Source organism: Actinomycetospora sp. CA-101289 (assembly GCF_050955895.1).
In the GTDB taxonomy this organism is placed as follows: domain Bacteria; phylum Actinomycetota; class Actinomycetes; order Mycobacteriales; family Pseudonocardiaceae; genus Actinomycetospora.
Window position 1 is genome coordinate 718,756 of the sequence record NZ_CP192093.1, and the last position, 25,169, is coordinate 743,924.

Below are 25,169 nucleotides of genomic sequence, written 5' to 3' on the forward strand. Positions count from 1 at the left end.
GGACTCCTGTCTACCTTGGCGGACATGGACAAGATACCTGTCGAAAATACGGCCGGCGTCGAGACCCTCCGCGTGGGTCGTGACGAGATCGCCGTGCTCGCCGGCATCGCGGACACCGGCGGTGACCTGTTCGCCGTCGAGCTCCGGATGGCGCCGGGCGGCGGCCCGCCGGTGATGCACCGGCACGCGCCCAGCGAGGTCTACCGGGTGCTCGCCGGGGAGATGACCTTCTACACCACGGACGCCGACGGGCGGACGAGGCGCCGGGTGGCCGGCGTGGGGGAGACGGTGACGATGGCCGGCGGCACCCCGCACACGATCCGCAACGAGTCCGCCCAGGAGGCCGTGGCGTTCGGCGTGCACGCGCCCGGCGGCGTGATGGAGGGGTTCTCGCGGGCGGCGGCGGCGCTGGCGGCTGAGGGTCCGCCGGCGATGGAGGACGTGCTGGCGGTCGCGGAGCGCCACGGGATCGAGATGCTCGGTCCGGTACCGACCACCGATGCGCGATGAGCCTTCCCGTGTCGACCCCGATCCGCGCCGGCCCGGCCGTGCCCGACCTGCTCGACTACCGGGTGGTCCAGCGCGATGACCCGCGACCTCGCCCGACTCGCCACCGTCGCCGACGAGCTCGTCCGGTCCCCGGACCGGCGGCGCCTGCGGCTGTTGCGCCGCTACCTACGCGGGGTGACCGCCGAGATCGTCAACCACCACCGCGTCGAGGACGACGACGTCTGGCCTGGCCGCTGGGGCACGGGTGGTTCGGCGAGAGCGTGGCGGTGGCGCTGACCGTCACGGGCGACGCTCCGGCGGCCTCACACGGTGATGCTGATGGCCCTGCACGACGGGGACGACTTCGTCGTCGCGGCGTCGCAGGGCGGGGTGGACCGCGAGCCGCACTGGTGGCTGAATCTGCAGGCCGAGCCGCGCGCCGCGGTCGACTTCCGCGGTCGGCGCATCCCGGTGCACGCCGAGGAGATCGAGGGCGAGGCCCGCGACGCCGCGTGGCGCCGCGTCGTCGACGCCCTCCCGCGCGGCCAGGCCGAGGGCTACCAGGCCAAGGTCCGCCGCCGCATCGCGCTCGTCCGCCTGAGCCCCACGGCGGCCACCTAGCGCTCGGCGTCCCTCTTGATCGACGCGAGGTTCTTCTCCGCGCTGGAGCCCATCGCGCGCTGGAGGCCCCACTGCGGCACGGGGACGTTGACCTCCATCGTCGAGGACATGTCGACGCGCGAACGCCCGTCGCCCTCGTCGTGGATCGTGTAGGCGATCGTGCTCTCCTCGATGAGCTTGCCGGCGACGAAGGTCAGGGTGACCGAGGCGTCGCCGTAGCTCACCGCGTAGGTGGACGTCGTGGTGAACCCGATGGCGCCGAGGGTCACGTCGATCTTCGACGGCCGGCCCTGCGCGTCGTGCTCGGTGACCTTGGCCGACTTGGCCTCGTTGGCCCACCGCTCGGTGTTCTCGAGGTCCGAGATCACCTCCATGACCCGGGGCACGGGTGCGGCGATCTCGATCGACCTGGTCACCGGCTTGCTCACGGGTCTCCCTCCGACGGCTGACTGCTGCCCTCTACCCCGTGCCGCCTGCGGGTATCCGGTGGCCGTGGACACCACGGACCGGGCGCTCGAGGACGCGATCGGCGAGCTGCTCGACCGGCGGGCGGACGGGGCGACGATCTGCCCCTCCGAGGCGGCGCGTCGCGTCGACCCCGACGGCTGGCGCGACCTCATGCCCGATGCCCGCCGCGTCGCCGGACGGCTGGTCGCCGACGGGCGGGTGGAGATGACCCAGCGCGGCGAGGTCGTCGACCCGGCCACCGCCCGCGGGCCGGTGCGGCTGCGTCGTCCGTCGGGGTGACGTGGCCGGCGGGGCGCGTGCTCCTAGGCTGCCCGGGTGATGTTCGGTGCCCTCCGGCGCCTCCTGCGCGCCCTCATCGCCCTGCCCACCCCCGCACGGCGCGCCCTCGCCGGGCCCGCGGTCACCCGCGACCGGCAGACCCTCGACCTCGACGTGCAGCTCGTCCTGCGCCTGCTCGGACTGCTCGCGCCCGGCGAGGAGCCCTCGCTGGTCGACCAGCGCCGCGCGACGGACCGGGCCGCGGGGCTGGCCGAGTCGCTGACACCCGGGGTGACCGCCCGCGCGCTGACCGTGCCGGTGCCCGCGGGCCCCGGGCGGGACGTGCCGGGGACGCTGCCCGCCTGCCTCTACGAGCCCGCCGAGGTGGGCGACGGCCCGGCCGGGCTGCTCGTGCACTTCCACGGCGGCGGGTTCGCGCTGGGCAGCATCGCCTCGAGCGCGCCGCTGTGCCGGGTGCTCGCGCACCAGGCGGGGGTGCGGGTGCTGTCGGTGGAGTACCGCCTGGCGCCCGAGAACCCGTTCCCGGCGGGGCTGGCGGACGCGGCGTCGGCGCTGCACCACGTGCTCACCCACCGCGACGACTTCCGGGCGACGACGGTCGCGGTGGGCGGCGACTCCGCGGGCGCGAACCTCGCGCTCACCGCGGCGCACCAGCTCGCCCGCCGCGATCTCGAGACGGCGTCGTTCGTGCTCGCGCTCTACCCGGTGGCCGACGCCGGGCGCACCGGTGGTTCGCGGGACCTGTTCGCCGAGGGGTTCGGGCTGCGGACCGCCGACATCGAGGTGTTCGAGCGCTACTACCTGCCCGACGGGCTCGACGTCATCCGGCCGACCGGGCTGCTCGAGGTCGAGGACCTCGCGGTCATGCCGCCCTGCTACGTCTCGACGGCCGGCTTCGACCCGCTGCGCGACGAGGGCGAGGAGCTCGCCGACGCGCTGCGCCGGGCCGGGGTGCCCGTGGTCGCCCGCCGCTTCCGGGGGCTCGTGCACGGCTACGCGGGCTTCGCCGGCCTGGTGCCGGCAGCCCGGGACGCGGTGCTCGACGCCGCCTCGGCCCTCCGGACCGGTCTGGCTCTGGGCGCGCCGGCACGCTCGCTACGTGCGTGATCTTCTGAGCTATAGCTCAGAAGATCACGCACGTACGGGGTCAGTGGTTCAGCGTCTGCATGGCGGCGGCGGGGTAGCGCTCACCGGTCGCGACGCCGACCGGGGCCACGTCCTCGATCGCCTGCAGCTCCTCGGCGGACAGCGTCACGTCGGCCGCGCCCACGTTCTCCTCGAGGTAGCGGCGGCGCTTGGTGCCCGGGATCGGCACGACGTCGTCCCCCTGCGCCAGCACCCACGCCAGCGCGAGCTGGGTCGGCGTCACGCCCTTGCGCTCCGCCAGCGCGTTGACCTCGTCGAGCACCCGCAGGTTGGCCTGCAGCGCCTCGCCCTGGAAGCGCGGCGAGTTCCGGCGCCAGTCGCCCTCGGGCAGGTCGTCGGTGGCGCGGATCGTGCCGGCGAGGAAGCCGCGCCCGATCGGGCTGTAGGGCACGAAGCCGATGCCCAGCTCGCGGCAGGTGGCGAGCACCCCGTTGTCCTCGACGTCGCGGGTGAACAGCGAGTACTCGGTCTGCACCGCGCTGACCGGCGCGGTCGCGTGCGCGCGGCGGATCGTCTCGGGCGCGGCCTCGGAGATGCCGAGGAACCGCACCTTGCCGGCGTCGACGAGCTCGCCGAGGGCGCCCCAGGTCTCCTCGATCGGGACCTCGGGGTCGACGCGGTGCTGGTAGTAGAGGTCGACGTGGTCGGTGCCGAGGCGCCGCAGCGAGCCGTCGATCTGCCCGCGCAGGTAGTCCGGGTGCCCGTTGACGCGGCCCGTGCCCTTGCCGTCGGCGCCGATCTCGTTGCCGAACTTCGTGGCGAGCACGACCTCGTCCCGGCGCCGGGAGAGCACCGAGCCGAGCAGCTCCTCGTTGGTGTGCGGTCCGTACATGTCCGCGGTGTCGAAGAAGGTGACGCCCAGCTCCAGCGCGCGCTCGAGCGTCGCGCGCGACTCGGTGTCGTCCTGGCCGCCGTAGGCGAAGGTCATGCCCATGCAGCCCAGGCCCAGCGCGGACACGCGCAAGCCCTGGCTGCCGAGAGTGCGTTGCTCCATGCCGCGTGGCTGCCCCGGGTCACCGTGCCCTGAACGTGTGTCGTCGCGGTGACCCGCCCGGCCCCGCCGGGCTGGCACGGTGAGCCGGGTGCGCGTCGTGCTGGCCATGGTCGTGGTCCTCGTCTTCTCCCTGACCGGCGGGCCGGGCGCGGTCGCCGACCCGGGCCTGGTCGTCGGCGACGGCGCCGCGGTCGCGCCCGGCGCCACCGTCGGCGCCCAGATGGGCTGCGAGGAGCCGACGACCGCGCCCGCCACCGGCCCGGGCATCACCGGGAGCCCGTGGCAGCGCGACCCCGAGGGTCACCAGCCGTGGTCGGTGACCTCGACGCTCACCGTCGCCCCCGACGCGGCGCCCGGCCCGGTCACCGTCACCGCGACCTGCGGCGACCGCCCGCTGACCGCGACGCTGACCGTCGCCGACGCGGGGTCCGGGACGACCGTGCGCCTGCTCGTGGGCGGGGCGATCCTGCTCGTCGTCGTCGCGGCGATGGTGCTGCTGCAGCGGCGGCGCCGGGCGGCCGCCGGCTGAGCGGAGGCCGGGCGATCAGACCCGGGGCGCGAGGCGCGCCAGGGTGCGGCGGAGCTCGTCGACCAGGCGCTCGGGAGCCTCGACGAGGTCGTGCCACGTCACCTCGACCACGACCTACCCGTCGGCCACGAGCGCGCGCTTTCGGGCGCGCCCGTCGACGAACCGGTCGACGTCCTCGTGGTGGGCCCACCCGTCGACCTCGATCGCGAGCCGGACGTCCGCGAACGCGATGTCGAGCAGGGCGCGGCGTCCGCCGGTGAGGACCACCTCGAGATTGACCCGCCAGCCCGTGAAGCCGGCACGGCGCAGCAGGGCGAGCATCCGGCGCTCGGCCTCGGACGCCGCCCGGTCCGCGGCACGCGCGAGCAGGCGTCCCGCGGCGCGGGAACCACGGCGGCCCAGGGTGCGGGACTGGGCGCGCCGCAGGTCGTCGAGGTCGACGTGGCGTTGCAGGGCGCGGTCGAGGAAGCGGCCCCCGTCCGCGCCGAGGGCGACCGCGGCGTCGAGGACCGTCAGCGGCGCCCGCGTCACCCACAGCTCGCGGTGGCGGGTGCGGTCGTCGCGGACCTCGCGCTGGACGACGCGGACCCCCGGCGGCGCCGTCCGCGAGCAGCCCGGCGGCAGGGCCACCGTGACGGGGCGCGGGTCAACGACGCCGAGCCCCAGCCACCAGGCGGCGGTGATCGCGACCAGCGTGCCCTGGTCACCGGCCCAGGCCGCGGCGGCGCGCACGCGGGCCGCCACGGTCCAGGCCCAGGCGATGTCCAGGAAGGTCCGGGGCGCGCGCCGCACCCACCGTCCGGTGGCGAGGCGCCAGGCGATGGCGTCGTCGGTCAGCCCGCACGCGCGGGCCTGGTCCCGGCTGACGACCCCGTCGTGGGAGGCGAGGAAGCGGTCGATGTCCACGCCGGGTTCGACGCAGCAGGGCGCCGTCCGGCTCCGTGATCGTCGATCCGAGGAGGTCCGGGGCGGTGGAGGCCCGGCAGGTCCTCGGATCGGCGATCAGGCCAGCGCGCGCCCCACCTGCCGGCCCGAGAACAGGCAGCCGCCGAGGAACGTCCCCTCCAGCGATCGGTAGCCGTGCACCCCGCCGCCGCCGAAGCCCGCCGCCTCGCCCGCCGCGTACAGCCCGGGGAGCGGCGTCCCGTCGGCGCGCAGCACGCGGCCGTCGAGATCGGTCCACAGCCCGCCGAGGGTCTTGCGGGTGAGCAGGTGCAGCTTGACGGCCACGAGCGGGCCGGCGGCCGGGTCGAGGATCCGGTGGGGCGGGGCGACGCGCACGACGCGGTCGCCGAGGTAGGCGCGCGCCCCGCGGACCGCCGCCAGCTGGCCGTCCTTGCCGTAGGCGTTGGCCAGCTCGGCGTCGCGGGCCAGGACCTCGCGCTCGATCCCCGCATGGTCGAGCAGCGGCGTCGGCGTCAGGGCGTCCATGCGCGCGAGGAGGGTGCGCATGTCGTCGGCCTGCACGAAGTCCTCGCCGTCGCGCTGGAACGCCGCGACCGGCCCCGTCGGCCCCGGCCGGACCCGCTGCAGGGTCTGGCGGAGGTCCCGGCCGGTGAAGTCGGGGTTCTGCTCGGAGCCCGAGAGCGCGAACTCCTTCTCGAGGATGCGCTGGGTCAGCACGAACCAGGTGTGGTCGTGGCCCGTGCGCCGGATGTGCTCGAGCGTCGCGAGCGTGTCGTACCCAGGCCACAGCGGCGGCGGCAGGCGGCGGCCCTCGGCGTCGAACCACAGCGACGACGGCCCGGGCAGGATCCGGATGCCGTGCAGCGGCCAGACGGGCGAGTGGTTGACGATGCCCTCGGTGTAGTGCCACATGCGGTCGCGGTTGACGACGCGCGCGCCGGCGTCCTCGCTGATCCCGATCATGCGGCCGTCGACGTGGGCGGGCACCCCCGAGATCATGTGCCGCGGGGGCGGGCCGAGGCGCTCGGGCCAGTGGCGGCGCACGGCGTCGTGGTCGCCGCCGATGCCCCCGGAGGTGACGACCACGCTCGGGGCGCTCAGCTCGAAGGAGCCGACCGCGGTCCGCGATCTCGACGCGCCGCGAGCCACGGCGGAGGGCTCGAGCACGGTGCCCGACACCCCGGTCACCGCGCCGGCCGTGACCTCGAGGGCGTCGACGCGGTGGCGGTACCGGATGTCCACGCGGCCGTCGTCGACGGCGGCCTGCACGCGGCGCACGAACGGCTCGAGGATGCCGGGGCCGGTGCCCCAGACGATGTGGAAGCGGGGGACGGAGTTGCCGTGCCCGGTCGCCGATGCCCCGCCCCGCTCGGCCCAGCCGACGACGGGGATGAAGCGGACGCCCATCGCGTGGAGCCACGGGCGCTTCTCGCCCGCCGCCCACTCGACGTAGGCGCGGGCCCACTCACGGCCCCAGCGGTCCTCGTCGGGGCGGTCGAAGCCGGCGCTGGAGGTCCAGTCGGACCAGGCGAGGTCGAAGGAGTCGCGGACGCGCAGGCGGCGCTGCTCGGGGCTGTCGACGAGGAAGAGCCCGCCGAACGACCACCACGCCTGCCCGCCGAGCGACGCCTCGGGCTCCTGGTCGAGCAGGAGCACCCGGCGTCCGGCATCGGCGAGCTCGGCGGTGGCCACGAGGCCGGCGAGACCGGCCCCGACCACGATGACGTCGGCGTCGGGCATGGCGACATCGTGGCAGTCGAGCAGGGGTATTTCCTGGCGTTCAACGCCAGCGTGGCCCCCACGCTGGCACGGGGGTTACTGGAGGCCCAGCTCGTCCGAGCAGGTCGGCCAGGCGTTCCAGCCCTGCTCCTCCTGCACCTTGCGCGCGACGGCGATCTGCTCGGAGCGCGAGGCCTCGTCGGGGGACGCCGCGTACTGGTCGCCGCCGAACTCCTCCCACGTCGAGTCGGTGAACTGCAGGCCGCCCTTGAACCCGTTGCCGGTGTCGGCCTCCCAGTTCTGGGTGCTCTCGCACATCGCGAGGCGGTCCCAGGTGCCCGACGACGCCGCCGGCGCGGCCACCGCCGTCCCGGCGATCGCCAGCGGGCCGGTGACGGCCACCGCGGCGACGACGCCCGCGCGCAGCACGGGGCGGGACGGGGAGGCGGGCAGGCAGTGGCGTCCAGACATTCGGGACTCCGATCCGTTCGGGGTTCGTCTCGGCGGGCGTCGTCCCGGGGAGTGGCGCTGGGGAGCGGGCGACGTGGCAGGGACCGTAACCGAACCGAGACCTTTAGTGACAAGCCGTGACGAACCGACCCGCGGGGTGTCGCGGTGAGTGGTCGACGGCCCGCGTCGGGCGGCGAACGGAGCAGCGATGCGTCCTCCGCGCTGCTCCGAACGGTGCGTCGGGGCGCGCGGGGACCGAGGTGGGCGGGGCTTACTCCGCGGGCACGAAGCCGACCGCGGCGCGGTGCCCGCAGCAGGGCTCGCCGGCCAGGTCCCCCGTGCGCCGCGGCTCGGGGCGCCACTGCGCCGCGAACACGAGTCCCGGTGCGACGAGGTCGACGCCCGCGACGATCCCGGCCAGCTCGCCCGCCGACCGGGGCGTGATCGCGCCGCGCGGGTAGGCGGTGCTGAGGCGGCGCAGCGCGCCGATGTCGACGCGCGGGTCGTCCCCCGACAGGTGCGAGACGGCGAGCGCGCTGCCCGGCACGAGGAGGGAGAGGTACGAGGCGACGACCGCCCGGGCCTCCTCGTCGTCGGGGACGTGCTGGAGCACCGAGAACATCAGCAGGCCGACGGGGCGGTCGAGGTCGAGCACGTCGCGGACGGCGGGCGTGTCGAGCACCTCGTCGGGCCGGCGGAGGTCGCCGCGCGACACGGTGACGCCGGTGGTGCGCCCGAGCAGCAGCTCGCCGTGCGCCACCGCGACGGGGTCGACGTCGACGTAGGCGACGCGGGCGTCCGGGACGACGCGGCGGGCGACCTCGTGGGTGTTGCCCATGGTCGGGATGCCGGAGCCGAGGTCGAGGAACTGGTCGATCCCCGCGTGTGCGAGGAAGGTGACGGCGCGGCGCAGGAACGAGCGGTTCTCGCGCACGATGGGCACGACGAGGGGCTCGGCGTCGACGAGCTCGCGGCCGAGGTGGCGGTCGACCGCGCCGTGCGAGGTGCCGCCGAGCAGGAAGTCGTAGACCCGGGCGGACGACGGCCGCTCGAGGTCGTCCTCCGCGAGGCGCAGCGGGAGGCCCGCCGCGGGAGTGCGCGGGTCGTCGACCACGGTCCTCCCTCTCGCCGGGTCGCCGAGGGTGCCCGGGCGACGTGTCCAGTAGCCGACAGTTCCGGGCCGGTGTCAACACAGGGGGGTCGCCCGTCCATCCCAGCGGAGGACACGAGTTCGACCGTCCGTGGTCGACACGCCGCATCAGGTTCGCACGACACGCCGGACGGCGGCGAGAGAGCCCGTCCTCGCGTGACCCACCGTGAACCTGGCGAAGATCTCGGACGTGCAGAACCTGCCGCACCGGGCCCAGTGTTGGGTCGGTGTTGGGTCCCGCGACACGTCGTCGTCGGCCGGAGGGGCGTTGCGACGGCCACGGTCGGAGGTGTGCGCGTCGCCGTCGTCACCGAGTCCTTCCTCCCCGCCGTCAACGGCGTCACCAACTCCGTGCTCCAGGTCGTCGCCCACCTCCGGCGCCGCGGGCACCAGGCGATGGTCATCGCCCCCGGCGCGGGGCCCGACGAGGTGCCCGGCGCCCCGGACGTGCCGGTCGTGCGCGTCCCGGCCGTCGACCTGCCGGTGGTGGACTCGCTGCCCGTCGGGGTGCCGACGCCGGCGGTGCGGGCCGCGCTCGCGGAGTTCCGTCCCGACGTCGTGCACCTGGCGTCGCCGTTCGTGCTCGGGGCGCGGGCGCTGACCGTCGCACGCCGGATGCACGTGCCGGCGGTGGCCGTCTACCAGACCGACGTCGCCGGCTTCGCCGCGTCGTACGGCATCGGCCTGACCGCCCGCGCCGCGTGGCGCTGGATCCGCCGCGTGCACTCCGGGGCCGCCCGCACGCTGGCGCCGTCGCGGTGGGCGGTGGACGCCCTGCGCGCCCACGGCGTGCCCCGCGTGCACCGGTGGGGCCGCGGCGTCGACACCGCGCGCTTCGACCCGGCCCGCCGCGACGACGACCTGCGCGCCGCGCTGGCGCCCCACGGCGAGCTGCTCGTCGGCTATGTCGGGCGCCTCGCCCCGGAGAAGCGGGTCGAGCGGCTCGCCGCGCTCGAGGGGCTGCCCGGGGTGCGCGTCGTCGTGGTCGGCGACGGGCCGTCGCGGGCGCGCCTGGGCGAGGTGCTCCCGTCGGCGCACTTCCTCGGCTTCCGCGGCGGCACCGAGCTCGCCCGGGCCTACGCGTCCTTCGACGCCTTCGTGCACACCGGGCCCCACGAGACGTTCTGCCAGGCGGTGCAGGAGGCCCAGGCCTCGGGCCTGCCGGTGCTCGCCCCGGACGCGGGCGGGGTGGCCGACCTCGTCGCCCCGGGCCGCACCGGCTGGCTCTACGACCCGGCCGGCCCCGACGCCGGGCTCACCGGCCCGGTCGTCGCGTGGCGCGACGACCCCGACGCCCGCCGGGCCATGGGCGCCGCGGGCCGGCGGGCGGTGCTCGGCCGGACCTGGCCCTCGGTCTGCGAGGAGCTGCTCGGGCACTACGCCGCGGTCCTGCCCGGGCACGAGGGCGACGCGGCCGGTGGGGTCGCGGCTTGAGTTCACCGGGACCACACCCGTCGGCCACGCCGGGGTGGGCCGCCGGGCGATCTCGGTCCGTAGACACCGGGCCATGGCCACATCCCAGGTGCTGGCGCGGTCCCCCGGACCCGCCCCCGCCCGCCCGGACGACCGGCTCACCCCGCTGACCGAGCCCGCGCCGACGGTCCCCGCGCGCGCCGCCGGGCGCTACAGCCTGCTGCTGACCCGCGAGCCCGCCCACGTCGCCGCGGCGCAGCGGCTGCGCCACGCGGTGTTCGCCGGCGAGCAGGGCGCGCGCCCGTCCCCGCACGACGCCGTCGCCCTGGCGGCCGCCGCCGACGGGCGCGACGCCGACGCCTTCGACGCGCACTGCGACCACCTCGTGGTCCGCGAGGACGCGAGCGGCGAGATCGTCGGCACCTACCGGATGCTCACCCCCACCGGGGCGCGGGCGGCGGGGCGCCTCTACGCCGACACCGAGTTCGACCTCGGCGCCATTTACCCGCTGCGCGCCGGGCTCGTCGAGGTGGGGCGCTCCTGCGTGCACCCCGCGCACCGCCACGGCGTCGTGCTCTCGCTGGTCTGGGCCGGGATCGGGCGCTACATGGCGCTCACGGGCCATCGCTGGGTCGTCGGGTGCGCCAGCGTCCCGCTGACCGCCGAGGGCGCCCTGCCCGGCGGGGTGTGGGACCTCGTCGCGTCGCGCCACCTGGCCCCGGCCGCCCGCCGGGTGCGGCCCTGGCGCGAGGCCCCGATCGGCGCGCACGACCCGCACGCCCCCGGGGCCGGGCGGGCCGCGCACGCCGCGCTCCCGCCGCTGCTGCGCGGCTACCTGCGGCTCGGCGCCGAGATCGGCGGCCCGCCCGCCCTCGACCCCGACTTCGGCGTCGCCGACCTGTTCGTCCTGCTCGACCACACCGCGATCGACCCCCGCTGGCGTCGCCACCTGTTCGGGGAGGGCGCGTGAGTCCCTGGTCGCCGACCTCGCCCTGCGCCCCGGGCTGCCTGCCCGCCCCGGAGCCCGTCGCCGGCGCGGCTCGGGCCCGGTGCGTCGCGCGGGTGACCGTCCGCGTCGTCGCGCTCCTCGCGGTCCTGCTCGCGGGCCTGGTCGTGGCCTTCCTCGTCCCGCTGGTGCGCCCCAGCGCGGTCGGGCGGGCGCAGCAGTGCTGGACCGCCGCCGCGCTGGGCGCCTGCGGGGTGCGGGCGCGACGCACCGGCCCCGCCGTCCCGCCCGGCGCGCTCGTCGTGGCCAACCACGTCTCCTGGCTCGACGTGCTCGCGCTGGGCGCCGTGGCACCGGTGCGGATGCTCGCCAAGCGCGAGGTCCGTCAGTGGCCCGTGCTGGGCGTCATGGCCGCCTGCGTGGGCACGGTGTTCCTCGACCGCGACCGTCTGCGCGCCCTGCCCGCCGCCGTCGCGGGCCTCGCCGACGCCCTGCGCGCCGGCACCCCGATCGGCGTCTTCGCCGAGGGCACCACCCGCTGCGGGCGCGACCTCGGCCCGTTCCGCCCCGCGGCGTTCCAGGCCGCGCACGACGCCGGCGCGCCCGTCGTCCCGGTGGCCGTGCGCTACCGCCGCGACGGCGTCCCCCTCGACGCCAACGCGGCCTTCGTCGGCGACGACACGCTCGCCGACTCGCTGCGCCGCGTGCTCGCCGCGCGCGGGCTCGTCGTCGACGTCGTGGCGCTCCCGGCGATCGATCCCGGCGCGGTGCCGGCAGGGCCCGCCAACGCCGACGCCCGCCGGGCCCTCGCGCGGGCCGCGGCCACGGCGATCGCCGACGCCCTGCCGCCCGACCCCGGCGGCCACCCCGCCGCCGGTCCCCTCACCACCGTCCGGGAGCTCGACCATGCCGCCTGAGCCCGCCCCCCGCGCCGCCTCGTTCGCCGACCGCGCCGTGTTCGCGGCCCAGTTCGTCCGCGCGCCGCTGGCCACGGCGTCGGTGTGGCCGAGCAGCTCCGCGCTCGCCCGCGCCGTGGCCGACGCCGCCCTGCGTGTCGCGCCCGCCGACCCCGTCGTCGTCGAGCTCGGGGCGGGCAGCGGGGCGTTCACCGGCCTGCTCGCCCACCGCCTCGCGGGGCGGGGCCGCCAGCTGGCGGTGGAGGTCAACCCGGTGCTCGCGCACCGCCTCGCCGAGCGGTTCCCGCGCGTGGAGGTCGTGCCCGCCGACGTCGCCGAGCTGGACGCGCTGCTGGCCCTGCGCGGCATCGCCGGCGCCGACGTCCTGGTCAGCGGTCTGGGCTGGTCGGCGACCCGGCCCGGGCGCGGGGACTCGCTGGTGCCGGTGATGGCGCGGGCGCTCGCCGACGACGGGGTGCTCGTCCAGCTCGCGTACGGCCCGACGTCGTGGGCCGCGCCCGCGCGGGCCCTGCGCGCCGACCTCGCGGCGTGCTTCGCCGAGTGCGGGACGTCCTCGATCGTGTGGCGCAACCTGCCCCCGGCCCTCGTGCACCGCGCGGCCCGCCCGCGACGCTGAGCCGTGCCGGGCGGTCGCCCACGCGTCACACGCGGCACACCCGCCTCGCCCGTGGGTGACGGCGGGTCACCCGGTCGGCCAGCGAGGGTCACCGAGGGCCGACGCGTCGTGATCCGCCCAGGTCAGGGGCGGGGTGGTCCGCGGACTCGTGTACGGTCCCGCAACCATCGGCCCGGCCGTCCGGACCGCGGCAGCCGTCGCGGCGTGGCGTCCTCGGTCGAACCACCGTCCGTGTGACCGTCTGTCTGACCGGTCCGACCGACGTCGCGGACCCCGCGACGATCCCGCACCACAGAGAGGGGAGACACCGCGATGGCACTCCCGACGCTGACCCCCGAGCAGCGCGAGGCCGCCCAGGCCAAGTCGCGCGAGGCCCGCCAGGCGCGCTCCGCCCTGCTGGCCGGCATCAAGAGTGGGGACGAGTCCATCCCCGCCGTGCTCGACCGTGGCAAGAGCGACCCGATCGCCGGCAAGACCAAGGTGTCGCAGCTCGTCCGGGCACTGCCCGGCTACGGCCCGGCCAAGGCCGCCGCCGTGCTCGAGCAGGCCGGCATCCCCGAGGACCGCCGGGTGGCGGGCCTCGGCTCCCGCCAGCGCGAGGCACTGGTCTCGGCGCTGGGCTAGAGACACCGCGCCCGCCCCGCCAGGGCGGGCCCGGAACGACACCGGGGCGGCCGGCGATCCTCATCGGATCGCCGACCGCCCCGTCGTCTGTCTGCTGTCTGCCCGGAGCGGCTCAGTAGCCGCCGGAGTCCTGCGCGTCGCCCGTGCGGTCCGCCCGGTGCCGGCCGCCGCCCTCGGCGTCGCGCGGCGTCGAGCGCTCGGCCGAGGACGCGGCGGGCGACGGGGTGGCCGCCGCGGGCGCCACGGCTGCGGCCGCCGTCCCGGCCTCGCTCACCCGGAGCTCGCCGGTCGGGGGCGTCGGGTCGTCGCCGAGCATCGCGCTGCCGCCGACGACGGCGACCCCGCCCGCGGCCAGGGCGCCGACGAAGGCCAGGGCGCCGGCAGTGCGGGTGGGCAGGGGGACGCGCCGTCCCGGACGCCCGCGGCCGACGGCGGGCACGGCGTGCGACGGCGTCGGCGGGGCGAGCGCGCTGGGCACCGCGGCGGGGTAGGCGGGACGCGGCGTGCCGCCGGTGCTCGGGTCGGCGGGCAGGTCGGCCGCCGTGCGAGGCACGGCGGCGGTCGCCGTGCCGCCGGTGGGCGACGTCCCGACCTCGGGCAGCCCGGCGCGGCGGGCGCTCGCCGCCGCGAGGGCGATGGCGGCGAGGTCGAGCGGCGAGGTCTCGGACGCCCGGACGGGCGCGACCGGCGGGAGTGCGGCGGGTGCCGGTCGGCGGGCGCCGCGGCCGACGCGGGGCAGCGGCCCCGAGGGGTGCGCGGCGCCGAGGCCCTGCTGCGGGAGCAGGGCGCCGAGGTCGGTGCGCGTGCTGGTGCTCGGTGGGGGCGGCGTCGCTGTTCGGGCGCCGTCGGCACGGTGTCGGGCCATGCGTCTTCTCCGTCGCGCCGCCGGGGGTGGACCTGGCCGAGGGGGAGCGAACCAGGTGCCGCGCGACCGGTGGGGAGTCCGGCGCCGGCGTTCGGCCTGTCCCGCGGATGCTCGGGGGCCGCGCCCGCCGGACAGGCCCGGGGCGGGACGAGCGCGGGTCCGGCCAGCTGCCACGAGTGCCCGGACGTCGATGACACTAGGCCCCGGGGGAAGACCGCCCGGGGCGCCCGTCTCCCGGCCGAGCGACGCCGCGGGCCCCGGATCTGCCCTGCTCACGGGGCTGCCGGAGGGTGACGACTCGGCGACGGTGAGGTCTCGGAACCATCACGGAGTGACGTAGGTCACCATCAGGTGCGGCTGTTCGGCGCAGGAGGGCCGTCGCGCTCCGCATCCGGCGCGCGGGTGCCCTGGGCCGGGTGGGGGTCGCGTACTGTCGCGGGTCGACAATCCGGGGACGGACGCGTTGCATCGGTGCCGTCCCCCGACCGACGCGGCGCGGGTGGTGGGTGCGCCCAGCCCCGGCCGCGCCCGCACCCCAGCACGGCGTCCCGGTCCACCGGGGCGCGGAGAGGCGTCGATGAGCGACCGGGTCTCCCCCCACCCCGATCCCCATCAGGACCCCCACCCCGACCGCCCCGGCTCCACCGGGGAGCACGTCCTCCAGGACGCGCTGGGCACCACCGACCGGGCGGCGCGCTTCTACGACGACCAGGTCTGCGACCGCCTCGTGCCGTCCATGCAGGAGTTCGTGGCGCGCATGTCGATGGCGTTCGTCGCCACCTCCGACGCCCACGGCGAGTGCGACTCGACGCTGCGGGCCGGGCCCCCCGGCTTCCTGCGGGTGCTCGACGACCGCCACGTCGCCTGGCCCGAGTACCGCGGCAACGGCGTGATGGCGAGCCTGGGCAACATCAGCGAGAACCCGCACGTCGGGCTGATGATGATCGACTTCACCGACGAGCTCATCGGCCTGCACGTGAACGGGAGCGCCCGGCTGGTCGAGGACGACGCGCTGCGCGCCGAGCACCCCGACCTGCCGCGGGAGTCCGTGCCGGGGCGCCGGCCCGACGTGTGGGTGGAGGTCACCGTCGAGGAGGCCTACGTCCACTGCCGCAAGCACATCCCCCGGCTGGTCCCGGTCGACCGCCGGCGCTCGTGGGGCACCGACGACGCGCGCCGCAAGGGCGGCGACCACTTCGGCGTCGCGGCGGCCCGCCGGGCGGTCGCCGAAGGCGCGGCGGACACCGAGGGCCCCGAGGTCGACCCCCGGACGGAGCAGCGGGCCGGGGCAGGGGCATCCTCCGCGGAGTGACCACCGATCGCCACGCGTGGAGCAGGCCCGAGCTCGAGAGGGTCGCCCCCGGCGTCCACCGCCTGCCCCTGCCGCTGCCGAGCGACGCGCTGCGGGCGGTCAACGTCTACCTGCTCGCTCCCCGGGGCACCGACGGTGAGCTGACCCTCGTCGACGGCGGCTGGGCGATCGACGCGTCCCGCGACGTGCTGGCCCGGCTGCTCGGCGAGCTGGGCGTCGAGACCCCCGAGGTGCGGCGCTTCCTCGTCACGCACGTGCACCGCGACCACTACAGCCAGGCCGTCGCGCTGCGCCGCGAGCACGGCGCCCGGGTGTCGCTGGGGACGGGGGAGCGCGACTCCCTCGAGCGCATCCAGGGCCCGGACCGCGGGTTCGACGCCCAGGTCGCGGCGCTCGACCGGGCGGGCGCGCAGGCGCTCGCCGACGAGGTCCGGTCGTGGCTCGCGCAGGCCGAGGCACCGCCCGCGGAGGACTTCGCCCTCCCCGACGACTGGCTGGTCGACGGCCAGCGCCTGGACGCGGGCGGGCGCTCGCTGCGGGTCCGCGAGACGCCGGGCCACACGCGCGGGCACGTCGTGTTCGTCGACGAGACCACCGCCGACCGGACGATGCTGTTCGCCGGCGACCACGTGCTGCCCCACATCACGCCCTCGATCGGCTTCGAGCCCGCCGCGCAGCCCGGGGCGCTCACCCGCTACCTGTCCTCGCTCGCGGCGCTGCGCGCCGAGCCGGACCGCTTGCTCCTGCCCGCCCACGGGCCGGTCGCGCCGAGCGTCCACGCCCGCGTCGACGAGCTGGTGGCCCACCACGACCGGCGCCTCGACGAGATCGCCGCGGCCGTCGCGTCGGGCCTGCCCACGGCGGCGGAGGTCGCCGGCGCGATCCGGTGGACGCGCCGCGAGCACCGTCTCGAGGACCTGGAGACGTTCAACCGGATGCTGGCGGTGCTCGAGACCGACGCCCACCTCGAGGTCCTCGCCGCCCAGGGCCGCGTGGCGCGGGTCGCCGAGCCGGACGGCGCCGGCAGCGACGAGGTCGTGCGACACACCGCCGCCTGACCCGACACGCCCGGCCCGGCGGCGCCGCGTCGCGAGCGCGGCTACCGTGGATGGTCGTCCCGGCACACCGGCGCCGGACCGTCCCGCTGGAGAAGGCCCGCGTGACCGCCTCGTCCACGTCCGCCGCCGACACCGCCCGCGGCGACCGCCCCGATGCCGACAGCTCCGAGATCGGCGGCTCCGCCGACCCGGTCGCCGTCGAGCAGCCCTACGTCACGATGCTCTACGGCAAGCTCGACGACCGCCGCGCCGAGACCGCCGGCCTGCTCGCCCGGGTCCTGCGCGACGAGACCACCGGGACCCCGCAGGCCGTCTCCGAGCGCGACGCGGCCGCCCAGATGTACTCCGAGCAGCTCGCCACGCTGTCCGCGGTCGAGAACGGGCTCTGCTTCGGGCGCCTGGACCTCGACCCCGACCGGCCCCCGCCCCCGCCGGCCGACGACCGCCGCGCGGGCGACGAGGTCGAGGGTCTCGAGCAGGACGTCCTCTACGTCGGGCGCCTCGGCCTGCTCGACGAGGACCACGACTACGAGCCGCTGCTCGTCGACTGGCGCGCCCCGGCCGCCCGGCCGTACTACACGGCCACCGCGGCCTCGCCCGACGGCGTGCGCCGCCGCCGGCACATCCGCTCGCGCAGCCGGCGGGTCACCGCGGTCGACGACGAGGTGCTCGACCTCTCCGAGGCCGCCCGCCTCGGCGCCGCCACCCAGCGCACCGGCCTGACCGGCGAGGCCGTGCTGCTCGCCGCGCTCTCGGCCGGACGCACCGGGCGGATGGGCGACATCGTCGCCACCATCCAGGGCGAGCAGGACCGGGTGATCCGCTCCAGCGCCAACGGCGTCGTGGTGGTCGAGGGCGGCCCCGGGACCGGCAAGACCGCGGTCGCGCTGCACCGCGCGGCGTACCTGCTCTACACCCACCGCCGCCAGCTCGCGAAGCGCGGCGTGCTCGTCGTCGGCCCCAACCCGACGTTCCTGCGCTACATCGAGCAGGTCCTGCCCTCGCTCGGCGAGACCAGCGTGCTGCTCTCCACCGTCGGCGAGCTCTACCCCGGGCTGTCCGCGCGCCGGGCCGAGCCCGCGGAGGCGGCCGCGCTCAAGGGCCAGGCGGACATGACCCGCGTGCTCTCGGCCGCCGTGCGCGACCGCCAGGAGCTGCCCCGGCGCCCCGTCGAGCTGGTGGTCGACGGCGAGCCGGTGGTGCTCGACCGCGACCTCGTCGCCCAGGCCCGCACCCGCGCGCGGCGCACCCGCCGCCCGCACAACGACGCCAAGCGCACCTTCGTGCGCGAGGTGGTCGACCAGCTCGCCCGCCGCGAGGTCGACCGGGTGGGCCGCGACCTCGACGGCCGTTCGAGCCTGCTCGACCGCGGCGACCTCGCCGACGTCCGCGCCGGGCTGCGCGCCGACCCCGACCTGCGGGCGGTGCTCGACGACCTGTGGCCGACGCTGACGCCGCCGCAGCTGCTCGCCGACCTGTGGACCACCCCGCACCGCCTGCGGGCCGCCACGCGCGGCTGGCCCGACGCCGACCGCCGCCGGCTGGCCCGCGCCGCCCCGCCCGCGTCGCTCGCCGACGGCGACTGGTGGAGCCCCGCGGACGCGGTGCTGCTCGACGAGGTCGCCGAGCTGCTCGGCGAGGACGACACCGCCGCCCGCGAGGCCGAGGAGCGCAAGCGCGAGGCCGACGAGGCCTACGCCGCGGGCGTACTGGAGATCCTCGCGATGGAGGAGGACTGGGACCCCGAGCTGCTGCGCCCCACCGACGTCATCGACGCCAGCGTGCTGGCCGACCGCACCCGCGAGGTCACCCACGCCTCCGCCGCCGAGCGCGCCGCCGACGACCGCACCTGGACGTTCGGCCACGTCATCGTCGACGAGGCGCAGGAGCTCTCGCCGATGGCGTGGCGGGTGCTCATGCGCCGCTGCCCCAGCCGCTCGATGACGCTGGTCGGCGACGTCGCCCAGACCGGCGCCCGGGCCGGGGCGTCGTCGTGGGGCGAGGTGCTCTCGCCCTACGTGTCCGCGCGCTGGCGCCGCGAGGTGCTGACGGTCAACTACCGCACGCCCGCCGAGATCATGGCGGTGGCCTCGGACGTCCTCGCCGCGATCGACCCCACGGCGGCCACGCCGACGTCGGTCCGCGAGTCCGGGGTCGAGCCCCGCGCCGTCGCCGCCGACGAGGCCGGGCTGGCCGCCGCGGCGGCGTCCTGCGCGCGCGAGGCCCGCGACGCCGTCCTCGACGCCGAGGGCGCCGGGCGCGTCGCGGTGCTCGCGCCGGGGACCCGGGTGCCCGCGATCGCCACGGCCCTGGGTGTGGCGGCGGGACCGGGCGGCGACCCGGCCGTGGACCTCGAGTCCGAGGTCGTCGTGTGCGAGGTGTCCGAGGCCAAGGGCCTGGAGTTCGACGCCGTCGTGCTCGTCGACCCGGACGGCGTGGTCGACGGATCGCCCCGCGGCCTCAACGACCTGTACGTCGCGCTGACACGCGCCACGCGCTCGCTCGTGGTGGTTCACCCCGGGGCGCTCCCGGCCGTCCTGGGCCGTCTCGAGGACGCCGATCGCCCCGTGTCCGGTGTGTCCTCCGATGTGTCCTGAGACCGATCGGGTAACGCCCGCGCGCCGCGAGCCGAACCACCGGGGGCAGGCCGGGCGCGGTCGCCGGTCCGTGGTGACGTCCGGGCGGCGGGTTGCCGAAGGGCAACCCGCCGTTCGGGCGACGCGCCGCCCCGGACGTCACGCAGACGAGGGACCCGGTCGTACGGGATGATCGGGGACCGAGCCGCGCACCGGGAGGAGGGCCGGCCATGAGTACGGACACCGGCCCACCGGCGACGGTCGGCGGCCGCTACACCCTCGGCGACCTCATCGGGCGCGGCGGTGCCGCCGACGTGTTCCGGGCCCGCGACGAGCTGCTGGGCCGCGACGTCGCCATCAAGATGTTCAACGCGGCCGGCTCGGCCACCGCCGAGGGCGCCTCGCCCGGCGACCCGGCCGACCCGGCGGAGAAGATCGGCGACATCGAGGAGGGCCAGGAGGCCCGCCACCGCCGCGAGGTGCTCACGCTGGCCGGCCTCTCGCACCCCGGCCTCGTCACCGTCTACGACGTCGGCGACGAGGACGGCCGCGCGTACTTCGTCATGCAGCTCATCGAGGGCGACACGCTGGCCCAGCGCGTGCGCGCGGGCCCGCTGCCCGTCGTCGACGTCGTCGCGCTGGGTGCCGCCCTGGCCGACGCGCTGGCCTACGTGCACCGCCGGGGCGTCGTGCACCGCGACGTCAAGCCGGGCAACGTCCTGCTCGACGCCGAGGGCCGCGCCCACCTCTCGGACTTCGGCATCGCCGCCGTCCACGACGCCGCGCCCGTGACGGCCGCCGGCATGGTCATCGGTACCGCGTCGTACCTCAGCCCCGAGCAGGTCCGTGGCGAGCCCATCGACGGCGCCGTCGACATCTACGCGCTGGGCCTCGTGCTCATCGAGTGCCTCACCGGGCGCCGCGAGTACCCCGGCAACGCGCTCGAGGCCGCGGTGGCCCGGCTGCACCGCCGCCCCGTCGTCCCGCCCGGCCTGCCGCCGGGTCTCGAGACGCTGCTCACGGCGATGACCGCCGACGACGCCGCCGACCGCCCGACGGCCGAGGAGGTCGTGGTCGCCCTGCGGGGCGTGTCCCGCGAGGTCGGCATGGAGGCCGAGACCGTCCTGTCGCCGGTGCTCATGAGCGCGCCCACCGGTGCGCTCGCGGGCTCCGGGCCGATGGCCGTCGGGCCCGCCACCCAGGCCCGCGCCCCCGAGCTGGAGGCCACCGGCGCCTCGCTGCTCGCCCAGCCGCCCGTGCGGCGGCGCCGACTCGCCGCCGCCGTGGCCGCCGCCGCGGCGGTGCTGCTCGTCGCCGGTTCGGCCGTGGCGTACGCGGTGCTCGCGCAGGACACGCCGCTGCCGCCCCCGCCGGTGGCCACGCTCGCGCCGCCCCCGCCGCCGCTGCCGATCGCGCCGCAGGTCACCACCACCACCGACGAGACCGAGGCGGCGGCCGCCCCGCGCACGCGCCGCAGCACCACCGTGCGCCGCACGACCACCACGACGACCACCACCACCACGACGACCACGCGACCCCCGGCCGTCGTCGTCCCGCCCCCGGTGGTCGAGGAGCCGGACGAGGACGACACCGAGACGGCCTCCCCGGGTGTCCCGGCGCCGCGCCAGGGGCAGACGGTCCCGTAGGTCACCGGGCGGGTCAGCCGCCCGCGGGCAGCGGGGTGAGCGCGTCGGCCACGGAGAGCACCGGGCCCGCCGGCAGCAGGCCGACCACGGCCTCCGGGGCGGGCGGGAACACCTCGCCGAGCCCCAGCGCCGTCGCGGTCTCCGGGTCGGGCACCGCCGACGCCGTCCCCGAGCCCGAGATCACCGTGGCGCTGCCCGGCGCGTCCGGGCGGCCGACGGGCACGGCGCGCACCGTGACCCCGGCGCCGGGCACGGCGACGGCGTCCACCCGGTCGCCGGAGCCGTCGGCCTGGGCGAGCGTCGCGGGCGGGGTCGTCGTCGCGGGCGGGGTGGTGCCGACCGTGAGCAGCACCGGCCCGCCGCCGTCGGCGCTCGCGCAGGTGGTGGGCGCGTCGGCCATCGGCACCGCGCGGGGCACCGGGTCGGGGTAAGCGCTCACCGCGATCCCGCGCGCCGTGCCCAGGGGCCGCAGCTGGCCCGGCGACACGATCGGCACCGGGGCCCCGGCCCGCGCGGGATCGGGGTCGGACAGGCGCACGAGGCGGGCGACGACCTCGGGCACCTCCTGCACCCCTTCGCGCTGCACGACGTACCAGCGGTCGGGCGTCCCGGGCCCGACGAGGCGCACGACCCCGCCGACCGGCTCGCCGACCAGCAGCCCGCCCGGCGGGACCTCGCTCCGCCCGAGGATGGCCGGCGCGGTGATGGGCGGGCCCTCGGCGAGGGTGTTGAGCAGGCTCGTGCTCACCGGGCGCGGCAGCTGCCCGGCGAGGCCGAAGGCGACGACGACGGCGGGGTCGCGCAGGTCGAGGCGCGAGCGCACCCCGTCGTGCACGAGCCAGGTGCCGTCGAACCGGTCGCGCAGCAGCAGCCCGCGCCCCGGCTCGAGGGGACGCGCGGGGGCGGTCGGGCCGGCGAGGACGGTGGTCCACACGCGCGGCTGCTCCCACGGCCGCGCGGCGCCGGGCTGCGGGCTGCCGGTGTCGCACACCGACCAGACGGGCGGCACCGGCGCCCCGGCCGGCGGGAGCGCCGGCGCGTCGACGATGCCGACCCCGCGCTCGCGGGGCGCGGCGGCGATGTCGGCCTCGGTGACCTCGACCGGGGAGGGGTCACCCGCCGGCCCGCCCGCGGCGGCGAGGGCGGCGAGCACGAGGCGCGCGGAGGCGAGGTTGGGCACGGGCACCAGCCGGTCGGGCTCGTGCACGACGACGTAGAGCGCGCCCGAGCCCTCGGTGACCACGACGCCGGCGGTGCGCCAGTCGGCGGGACGGTCGAGCAGGCCCCACACCGCGGCCACCCCGAGCGCCAGCGCCGCGATCACCACCCCGGCGAGCGTGGCGCGGGTGTGCGAGCGCAATGGGTCCGCGCCGGGCACGGCCTGGCGCCGGACCAGCGCGGACTGCAGCCGGCGCAGCCCGAAGCGGTACGCGTGGACCTGGTCGGAGGTCGTCGTGGGCGGGGGCATCTCGTCGCGGATCGTGGCACGTCCGGAAGCAGCGAACGCGCCGTTCGCTGCTTCTCACGCAACGAACGGCGAGTTCGCTGCGTTGTTGTGGGGCCGGGTCAGGCGGCGACGGGCGTGCGCGCCGGGCGCGGGGAGATCCGTAGGCTGATCGTCGCGTGGACGACCTCGCGGCCGTCGGCGTCGGTGAGCGTGATCTCGGCGTCGACGTCCTCGCGCTCGTCGCCGAACGCCGGGGCCTCGGGGAACGTCGCCACCGCCAGGAGGTCGGTCTCGGCCTTCGCCAGGTACTGCACGGTCATCCCGCGCGGGATCCAGCGGTGCGTCGAGGGCACCGTGGCCTCGGCGAGCACGCCCATCGCGTACTCGGCGAGGTTGCAGGACGCGATGGCGTGGACCGTGCCGAGGTGGTTGTGCACGAGCCACCAGTTGCGCAGCGACACCTCCGCCCGCCCCGGCTCGAGGCGGCGGATCACGGGCGCCGCGGTGAGGAAGTACGGCGCGCGCAGCCACACGGCCGCGCTGACGAGCAGGCGCCCCGGCCACGAGCCGGAGAAGCGGCGCCAGGTGCCCAGGACGCTCGGAGTGCTCACGGCGCCAGGTTACCGGGCGGTAGCAAGTCCCCGCCCCGGACGACCACCCCACGCAGGGGGTGACGCGGTGGTTGACGAACGGTCGTTCGGGGGTACCACGGTCGTGCGCAACCAGGCGCTCCCCGCCGGGAGGACCCGATGACCACCCCTGGACCCGCCCGTCCCGCCCCGCTCGGGCCCGAGGGACTGCGCGACGTGCTCGTCGCGGTGCTCGACGACCTGGTCTTCCCCGCCCGGCGCTGGCAGGTGCTCACCACCGGCGACCTCTACGGCGTCGACACCGCCACGCGCAGCCTGCTGGCGCTGCTGCCCGAGCGCCACTACTCGTCGCTGGCCGAGATCGCCGCGGTGATCACCGCCGTGCTCGCGGGCCGCCCCGTCGAGGCCGTCGGGCAGGCGCCTCGCCCGCCGATGCCGCCCATCGCCCCCCGCCGCGGCCCCGTGCCCGTGGCCGGGCGCCAGGTCGTGCGCACCCCGGACCGCGCGCCCGCCCGCCGCCCGGTGCCCTCCACGCCGGTCGCCTGACGCCGGTCGTCGGCTTCAGCCCTGCTCGACGAGGTCGAAGGCGTCGTCGCCGATCCAGACGCGCAGGCCCTCGCCGTCGTCGGTGATCGCGCCCTCCTCCTCCTCGGAGAGCTCGCGGGCCGCGCCGAGCGAGCGCTCGTCGTAGCCCACGCGACCGTCACCGAGGTCCCGCGGTCGGTACTCCGACGCGAGCACCGCCGTCCGGCTGCGCGTCGCGAGGTACGCGGCGTTGTCCGACCCGACGTCGGCGACCCAGTTCTGCGCCCGCATGGGTGTGGGTCTACTCGACTCGCCACGGCCGCACAATCCGCTGGACCCGCACCCCGGTGCAGGTCCTAGCGTCGCTCCCGGTCGGCGGGAGGGGGCGGGGAGATGCGCGCGCTGCGCCCGTTGCGGCGGTCCGCCTACCGGCGACTGGCCGCGGCGCTCGCCCTGTCGGTGCTGGCCGAGGGCGTGTGGACGCTCGCCGTGGTGTGGCAGGTGGTCGAGCTCGGGGGCGGGCCCGTGGAGCTCTCGCTGGTGGCGGCGGCGCTCGCGCTCGGCGTGATCGTGACGGCGCTGCTCGGGGGCGTGCTCGCCGACCGCGTGCCGCAGAAGCGGATCCTCGTCGGCGTCATGGCGCTGCTCGCCGGCGCGATCGGGCTGGTCGCGGGGCTCGCGGCACTCGGCGCGCTGACCGTCCCGCTGCTCGTGGCCGTCGCCGCGGTGATCGGCCTGTCCATGGGGCTGTTCTTCCCCGCGTACTCGGCGCTCGTGCCGGCGATGGTCGACGCCGACGAGCTGCTCGCGGTGAACGGGCTCGAGGGCGTCGTGCGCCCCGTGCTGCTCCAGGGCGCGGGCCCCGCGCTCGCGGGTGCGCTGGTGGCGGCCGCGTCGCCGGCCGCGGCGCTCGGGGTCGCCGCGCTCACGTGCCTCGCCGGGCTCGGCGCGGCCCTGTCCCTGCCCGCGCGGGCCCTGCGCCGCGACCTCGGCGCCGACGGCGGCGGCCGCGTCACCGCCGTGCTCCGCGACCTGCGCGAGGGCGTCCGCTACATGGTCGGCACGCGGTGGCTGCTCGTGACGCTGGTGTTCGCGTCGCTGATGGTCCTGCTGGTGCTCGGGCCGCTCGAGGTGCTCGTCCCGTTCGCGATCATCGAGCGGGCCGGCGGCGGGCCCGGCGGGCACTCGCTCGTGCTGCTCGCACACGGGGCGGGCGGGGCGATCGCGTCGGTCCTCGTCGCCTCGCTGCGCCTCCCGCGCCGGTACCTGACGGTCATGATCACGATGTGGACGGCCGCCTGCGTCCCGATGGTCGTCTTCGGCCTCGCCCGGTCGGTGTGGCCCATGGTCGTCGCGGCCTTCGCCATGGGCGGGCTGTTCAGCGCCCCGCAGGTGATCTGGGGGACGTTGCTGCAGCGCCGGGTCCCGCCGGCCCTGCTCGGGCGCGTGACGAGCCTCGACTTCTTCGTCTCGCTGGGGTTCATGCCGGTGTCCATGGCCCTCGCGGGGCCGGTCGGCGCGGTGGCGGGGCTGACGCCGGTGTTCCTCGTCGCCGGCCTCGTGCCGCTGGGCGTCGGGGCCGTCGCGCTGGTGCTCGGCCGCCTGGGCCCCGACGAGCTCGCGCACCCCCTCGACGTGGTGCCGGCCGGGGCGCGCTGACCTCCCGGCGAGGGGCACGGCGCGCATGATCGACGGGCGCTGGCCCTGCCGGAGGTGCTCCTCGCGGGTCGGCGCGGTCCATGATCGCTCCCGCTGCTCCTTCGGGCCCGCCACACGGGGTCGACGGAGCACCCGGAGCGATCACGCGCCGACCGGCCCCGCCCGCACTCCTTGTGTGTCGGCTGTGAGCCCTGGGGCGCCCCGGACGGGTAATAGTTACTGAG

At 77.1% G+C, this 25,169-nt stretch carries 26 protein-coding genes and 1 pseudogene; 17 read left to right on the forward strand and 10 right to left on the reverse strand.

Going from position 1 to position 25,169, the window contains the following annotated elements:
• Positions 1-24: 24 nt before the first annotated feature.
• From ACQPX6_RS03520 to ACQPX6_RS03530, 3 genes and pseudogenes are all read left to right on the forward strand, one after another.
• Positions 25-510, forward strand: a complete 486-nt coding sequence (locus ACQPX6_RS03520) for a cupin domain-containing protein (RefSeq protein WP_433785455.1) — start codon at positions 25-27, stop codon at positions 508-510.
• Positions 511-585: 75 nt separating this feature from the next.
• Positions 586-786, forward strand: a complete 201-nt coding sequence (locus ACQPX6_RS03525) for a hypothetical protein (protein WP_433785457.1) — start codon at positions 586-588, stop codon at positions 784-786.
• 30 nt (positions 787-816) lie between these two features.
• Positions 817-1,110, forward strand: a pseudogene (locus ACQPX6_RS03530) (nitroreductase/quinone reductase family protein); the annotation flags it as partial.
• On the opposite strand, the gene ACQPX6_RS03535 reads toward ACQPX6_RS03530, so the two are convergent.
• Entirely contained in the window at positions 1,107-1,538 is a 432-nt protein-coding gene (locus ACQPX6_RS03535; protein WP_433785459.1) for an SRPBCC family protein, read from the reverse strand. The pseudogene ACQPX6_RS03530 and the gene ACQPX6_RS03535 sit on opposite strands and share 4 nt — an antisense overlap.
• A 64-nt stretch (positions 1,539-1,602) precedes the next feature.
• On the opposite strand from ACQPX6_RS03535, the gene ACQPX6_RS03540 reads away from it, so the two are divergent.
• The gene (locus tag ACQPX6_RS03540) at positions 1,603-1,857 is read left to right on the forward strand and encodes a DUF3253 domain-containing protein (RefSeq protein WP_433785461.1); all 255 of its coding nucleotides are present in this window, start codon (positions 1,603-1,605) and stop codon (positions 1,855-1,857) included.
• Positions 1,858-1,896: 39 nt separating this feature from the next.
• Entirely contained in the window at positions 1,897-2,964 is a 1,068-nt protein-coding gene (locus ACQPX6_RS03545) for an alpha/beta hydrolase (protein WP_433785463.1), read from the forward strand.
• Between the two features lie 40 nt (positions 2,965-3,004).
• Here ACQPX6_RS03545 and ACQPX6_RS03550 read toward each other — a convergent pair whose 3' ends face one another.
• On the reverse strand, positions 3,005-3,997 hold the full coding sequence (locus ACQPX6_RS03550) for an aldo/keto reductase (RefSeq protein WP_433785465.1): 993 nt from the start codon (positions 3,995-3,997) through the stop codon (positions 3,005-3,007).
• Between the two features lie 88 nt (positions 3,998-4,085).
• Between ACQPX6_RS03550 and ACQPX6_RS03555 the strand changes: the two genes are divergently transcribed.
• A complete protein-coding gene (locus tag ACQPX6_RS03555) occupies positions 4,086-4,526 on the forward strand; it encodes a hypothetical protein (protein ID WP_433785467.1) in 441 nt (146 codons plus the stop codon).
• Between the two features lie 114 nt (positions 4,527-4,640).
• Here the strand turns inward: ACQPX6_RS03555 and ACQPX6_RS03560 are convergent, their stop codons facing one another.
• The 4 genes from ACQPX6_RS03560 to ACQPX6_RS03575 all read right to left on the reverse strand — a co-directional run bounded on the left by ACQPX6_RS03560 (position 4,641) and on the right by ACQPX6_RS03575 (position 8,715).
• Positions 4,641-5,432 carry a DUF559 domain-containing protein gene (locus ACQPX6_RS03560; RefSeq protein ID WP_433785469.1) on the reverse strand — a complete coding sequence of 264 codons (792 nt, stop codon included), beginning with the start codon at positions 5,430-5,432 and terminating at the stop codon, positions 4,641-4,643.
• A gap of 96 nt (positions 5,433-5,528) precedes the next feature.
• Positions 5,529-7,172 carry an FAD-binding dehydrogenase gene (locus ACQPX6_RS03565; RefSeq protein WP_433785471.1) on the reverse strand — a complete coding sequence of 548 codons (1,644 nt, stop codon included), beginning with the start codon at positions 7,170-7,172 and terminating at the stop codon, positions 5,529-5,531.
• Positions 7,173-7,247: 75 nt separating this feature from the next.
• Positions 7,248-7,622: a transglycosylase family protein gene (locus ACQPX6_RS03570; RefSeq protein ID WP_433785473.1), complete on the reverse strand. Its 375-nt coding sequence runs from the start codon at positions 7,620-7,622 to the stop codon at positions 7,248-7,250.
• Between the two features lie 250 nt (positions 7,623-7,872).
• Positions 7,873-8,715, reverse strand: a complete 843-nt coding sequence (locus ACQPX6_RS03575; RefSeq protein WP_433785475.1) for an SAM-dependent methyltransferase — start codon at positions 8,713-8,715, stop codon at positions 7,873-7,875.
• Positions 8,716-9,042: 327 nt separating this feature from the next.
• Here ACQPX6_RS03575 and ACQPX6_RS03580 point away from each other — a divergent pair, with 327 nt between their 5' ends.
• From ACQPX6_RS03580 to mihF, 5 genes are all read left to right on the forward strand, one after another.
• Positions 9,043-10,185, forward strand: a complete 1,143-nt coding sequence (locus tag ACQPX6_RS03580) for a glycosyltransferase family 4 protein (RefSeq protein WP_433785476.1) — start codon at positions 9,043-9,045, stop codon at positions 10,183-10,185.
• Between the two features lie 73 nt (positions 10,186-10,258).
• Positions 10,259-11,134, forward strand: a complete 876-nt coding sequence (locus ACQPX6_RS03585; protein WP_433785478.1) for a GNAT family N-acetyltransferase — start codon at positions 10,259-10,261, stop codon at positions 11,132-11,134.
• A complete protein-coding gene (locus ACQPX6_RS03590; RefSeq protein ID WP_433785480.1) occupies positions 11,131-12,027 on the forward strand; it encodes a lysophospholipid acyltransferase family protein in 897 nt (298 codons plus the stop codon). The genes ACQPX6_RS03585 and ACQPX6_RS03590 overlap by 4 nt, the downstream gene beginning before the upstream one ends.
• Entirely contained in the window at positions 12,017-12,643 is a 627-nt protein-coding gene (locus ACQPX6_RS03595) for a class I SAM-dependent methyltransferase (RefSeq protein ID WP_433785482.1), read from the forward strand. Before ACQPX6_RS03590 ends, ACQPX6_RS03595 begins: the two co-directional genes overlap by 11 nt.
• A 312-nt stretch (positions 12,644-12,955) precedes the next feature.
• Entirely contained in the window at positions 12,956-13,267 is a 312-nt protein-coding gene (gene mihF, locus ACQPX6_RS03600; RefSeq protein WP_433785484.1) for an integration host factor, actinobacterial type, read from the forward strand.
• A 112-nt stretch (positions 13,268-13,379) separates the two neighbouring features.
• Here mihF and ACQPX6_RS03605 read toward each other — a convergent pair whose 3' ends face one another.
• Complete coding sequence (locus tag ACQPX6_RS03605) at positions 13,380-14,132, reverse strand: hypothetical protein (RefSeq protein ID WP_433785486.1); 753 nt, start codon at positions 14,130-14,132, stop codon at positions 13,380-13,382.
• A 577-nt stretch (positions 14,133-14,709) separates the two neighbouring features.
• On the opposite strand from ACQPX6_RS03605, the gene ACQPX6_RS03610 reads away from it, so the two are divergent.
• The 4 genes from ACQPX6_RS03610 to ACQPX6_RS03625 all read left to right on the forward strand — a co-directional run bounded on the left by ACQPX6_RS03610 (position 14,710) and on the right by ACQPX6_RS03625 (position 20,724).
• A complete protein-coding gene (locus tag ACQPX6_RS03610; protein WP_433785487.1) occupies positions 14,710-15,444 on the forward strand; it encodes a pyridoxamine 5'-phosphate oxidase family protein in 735 nt (244 codons plus the stop codon).
• Positions 15,441-16,502, forward strand: coding sequence for an MBL fold metallo-hydrolase (locus ACQPX6_RS03615; RefSeq protein WP_433785489.1), 1,062 nt, complete (start codon positions 15,441-15,443; stop codon positions 16,500-16,502). The genes ACQPX6_RS03610 and ACQPX6_RS03615 overlap by 4 nt, the downstream gene beginning before the upstream one ends.
• Before the next feature lie 101 nt (positions 16,503-16,603).
• A complete protein-coding gene (locus ACQPX6_RS03620; RefSeq protein WP_433785491.1) occupies positions 16,604-19,099 on the forward strand; it encodes a HelD family protein in 2,496 nt (831 codons plus the stop codon).
• 209 nt (positions 19,100-19,308) lie between these two features.
• Positions 19,309-20,724 carry a serine/threonine-protein kinase gene (locus ACQPX6_RS03625; RefSeq protein WP_433785493.1) on the forward strand — a complete coding sequence of 472 codons (1,416 nt, stop codon included), beginning with the start codon at positions 19,309-19,311 and terminating at the stop codon, positions 20,722-20,724.
• Positions 20,725-20,737: 13 nt separating this feature from the next.
• On the opposite strand, the gene eccB is transcribed toward ACQPX6_RS03625, so the two are convergent.
• Positions 20,738-22,192, reverse strand: a complete 1,455-nt coding sequence (eccB, locus tag ACQPX6_RS03630) for a type VII secretion protein EccB (protein ID WP_433785495.1) — start codon at positions 22,190-22,192, stop codon at positions 20,738-20,740.
• 98 nt (positions 22,193-22,290) lie between these two features.
• The gene (locus tag ACQPX6_RS03635; protein WP_433785496.1) at positions 22,291-22,782 is read right to left on the reverse strand and encodes a hotdog fold domain-containing protein; all 492 of its coding nucleotides are present in this window, start codon (positions 22,780-22,782) and stop codon (positions 22,291-22,293) included.
• 138 nt (positions 22,783-22,920) lie between these two features.
• Here ACQPX6_RS03635 and ACQPX6_RS03640 point away from each other — a divergent pair, with 138 nt between their 5' ends.
• Positions 22,921-23,307, forward strand: a complete 387-nt coding sequence (locus ACQPX6_RS03640; protein WP_433785497.1) for a hypothetical protein — start codon at positions 22,921-22,923, stop codon at positions 23,305-23,307.
• A gap of 15 nt (positions 23,308-23,322) precedes the next feature.
• Here the strand turns inward: ACQPX6_RS03640 and ACQPX6_RS03645 are convergent, their stop codons facing one another.
• The gene (locus ACQPX6_RS03645; protein ID WP_433785498.1) at positions 23,323-23,577 is read right to left on the reverse strand and encodes a hypothetical protein; all 255 of its coding nucleotides are present in this window, start codon (positions 23,575-23,577) and stop codon (positions 23,323-23,325) included.
• Between the two features lie 102 nt (positions 23,578-23,679).
• On the opposite strand from ACQPX6_RS03645, the gene ACQPX6_RS03650 reads away from it, so the two are divergent.
• Positions 23,680-24,945: an MFS transporter gene (locus tag ACQPX6_RS03650; protein ID WP_433785499.1), complete on the forward strand. Its 1,266-nt coding sequence runs from the start codon at positions 23,680-23,682 to the stop codon at positions 24,943-24,945.
• Positions 24,946-25,169: the final 224 nt, after the last annotated feature.

Excerpts from the sequence above, each read along its gene's own strand:
- ACQPX6_RS03650 (WP_433785499.1), top strand. The coding sequence starts at position 23,680 with ATGCGCGCGCTGCGCCCGTTGCGGCGGTCCGCCTACCGGCGACTGGCC.
- mihF (WP_433785484.1), top strand. The coding sequence starts at position 12,956 with ATGGCACTCCCGACGCTGACCCCCGAGCAGCGCGAGGCCGCCCAGGCC.
- ACQPX6_RS03520 (WP_433785455.1), top strand. The coding sequence starts at position 25 with ATGGACAAGATACCTGTCGAAAATACGGCCGGCGTCGAGACCCTCCGC.
- ACQPX6_RS03545 (WP_433785463.1), top strand. The coding sequence starts at position 1,897 with ATGTTCGGTGCCCTCCGGCGCCTCCTGCGCGCCCTCATCGCCCTGCCC.
- ACQPX6_RS03570 (WP_433785473.1), bottom strand. The coding sequence starts at position 7,622 with ATGTCTGGACGCCACTGCCTGCCCGCCTCCCCGTCCCGCCCCGTGCTG.
- ACQPX6_RS03595 (WP_433785482.1), top strand. The coding sequence starts at position 12,017 with ATGCCGCCTGAGCCCGCCCCCCGCGCCGCCTCGTTCGCCGACCGCGCC.
- ACQPX6_RS03645 (WP_433785498.1), bottom strand. The coding sequence starts at position 23,577 with ATGCGGGCGCAGAACTGGGTCGCCGACGTCGGGTCGGACAACGCCGCG.
- ACQPX6_RS03640 (WP_433785497.1), top strand. The coding sequence starts at position 22,921 with ATGACCACCCCTGGACCCGCCCGTCCCGCCCCGCTCGGGCCCGAGGGA.
- ACQPX6_RS03525 (WP_433785457.1), top strand. The coding sequence starts at position 586 with ATGACCCGCGACCTCGCCCGACTCGCCACCGTCGCCGACGAGCTCGTC.
- ACQPX6_RS03565 (WP_433785471.1), bottom strand. The coding sequence starts at position 7,172 with ATGCCCGACGCCGACGTCATCGTGGTCGGGGCCGGTCTCGCCGGCCTC.
- ACQPX6_RS03585 (WP_433785478.1), top strand. The coding sequence starts at position 10,259 with ATGGCCACATCCCAGGTGCTGGCGCGGTCCCCCGGACCCGCCCCCGCC.
- ACQPX6_RS03605 (WP_433785486.1), bottom strand. The coding sequence starts at position 14,132 with ATGGCCCGACACCGTGCCGACGGCGCCCGAACAGCGACGCCGCCCCCA.
- ACQPX6_RS03550 (WP_433785465.1), bottom strand. The coding sequence starts at position 3,997 with ATGGAGCAACGCACTCTCGGCAGCCAGGGCTTGCGCGTGTCCGCGCTG.
- ACQPX6_RS03625 (WP_433785493.1), top strand. The coding sequence starts at position 19,309 with ATGAGTACGGACACCGGCCCACCGGCGACGGTCGGCGGCCGCTACACC.
- ACQPX6_RS03610 (WP_433785487.1), top strand. The coding sequence starts at position 14,710 with ATGAGCGACCGGGTCTCCCCCCACCCCGATCCCCATCAGGACCCCCAC.
- eccB (WP_433785495.1), bottom strand. The coding sequence starts at position 22,192 with ATGCCCCCGCCCACGACGACCTCCGACCAGGTCCACGCGTACCGCTTC.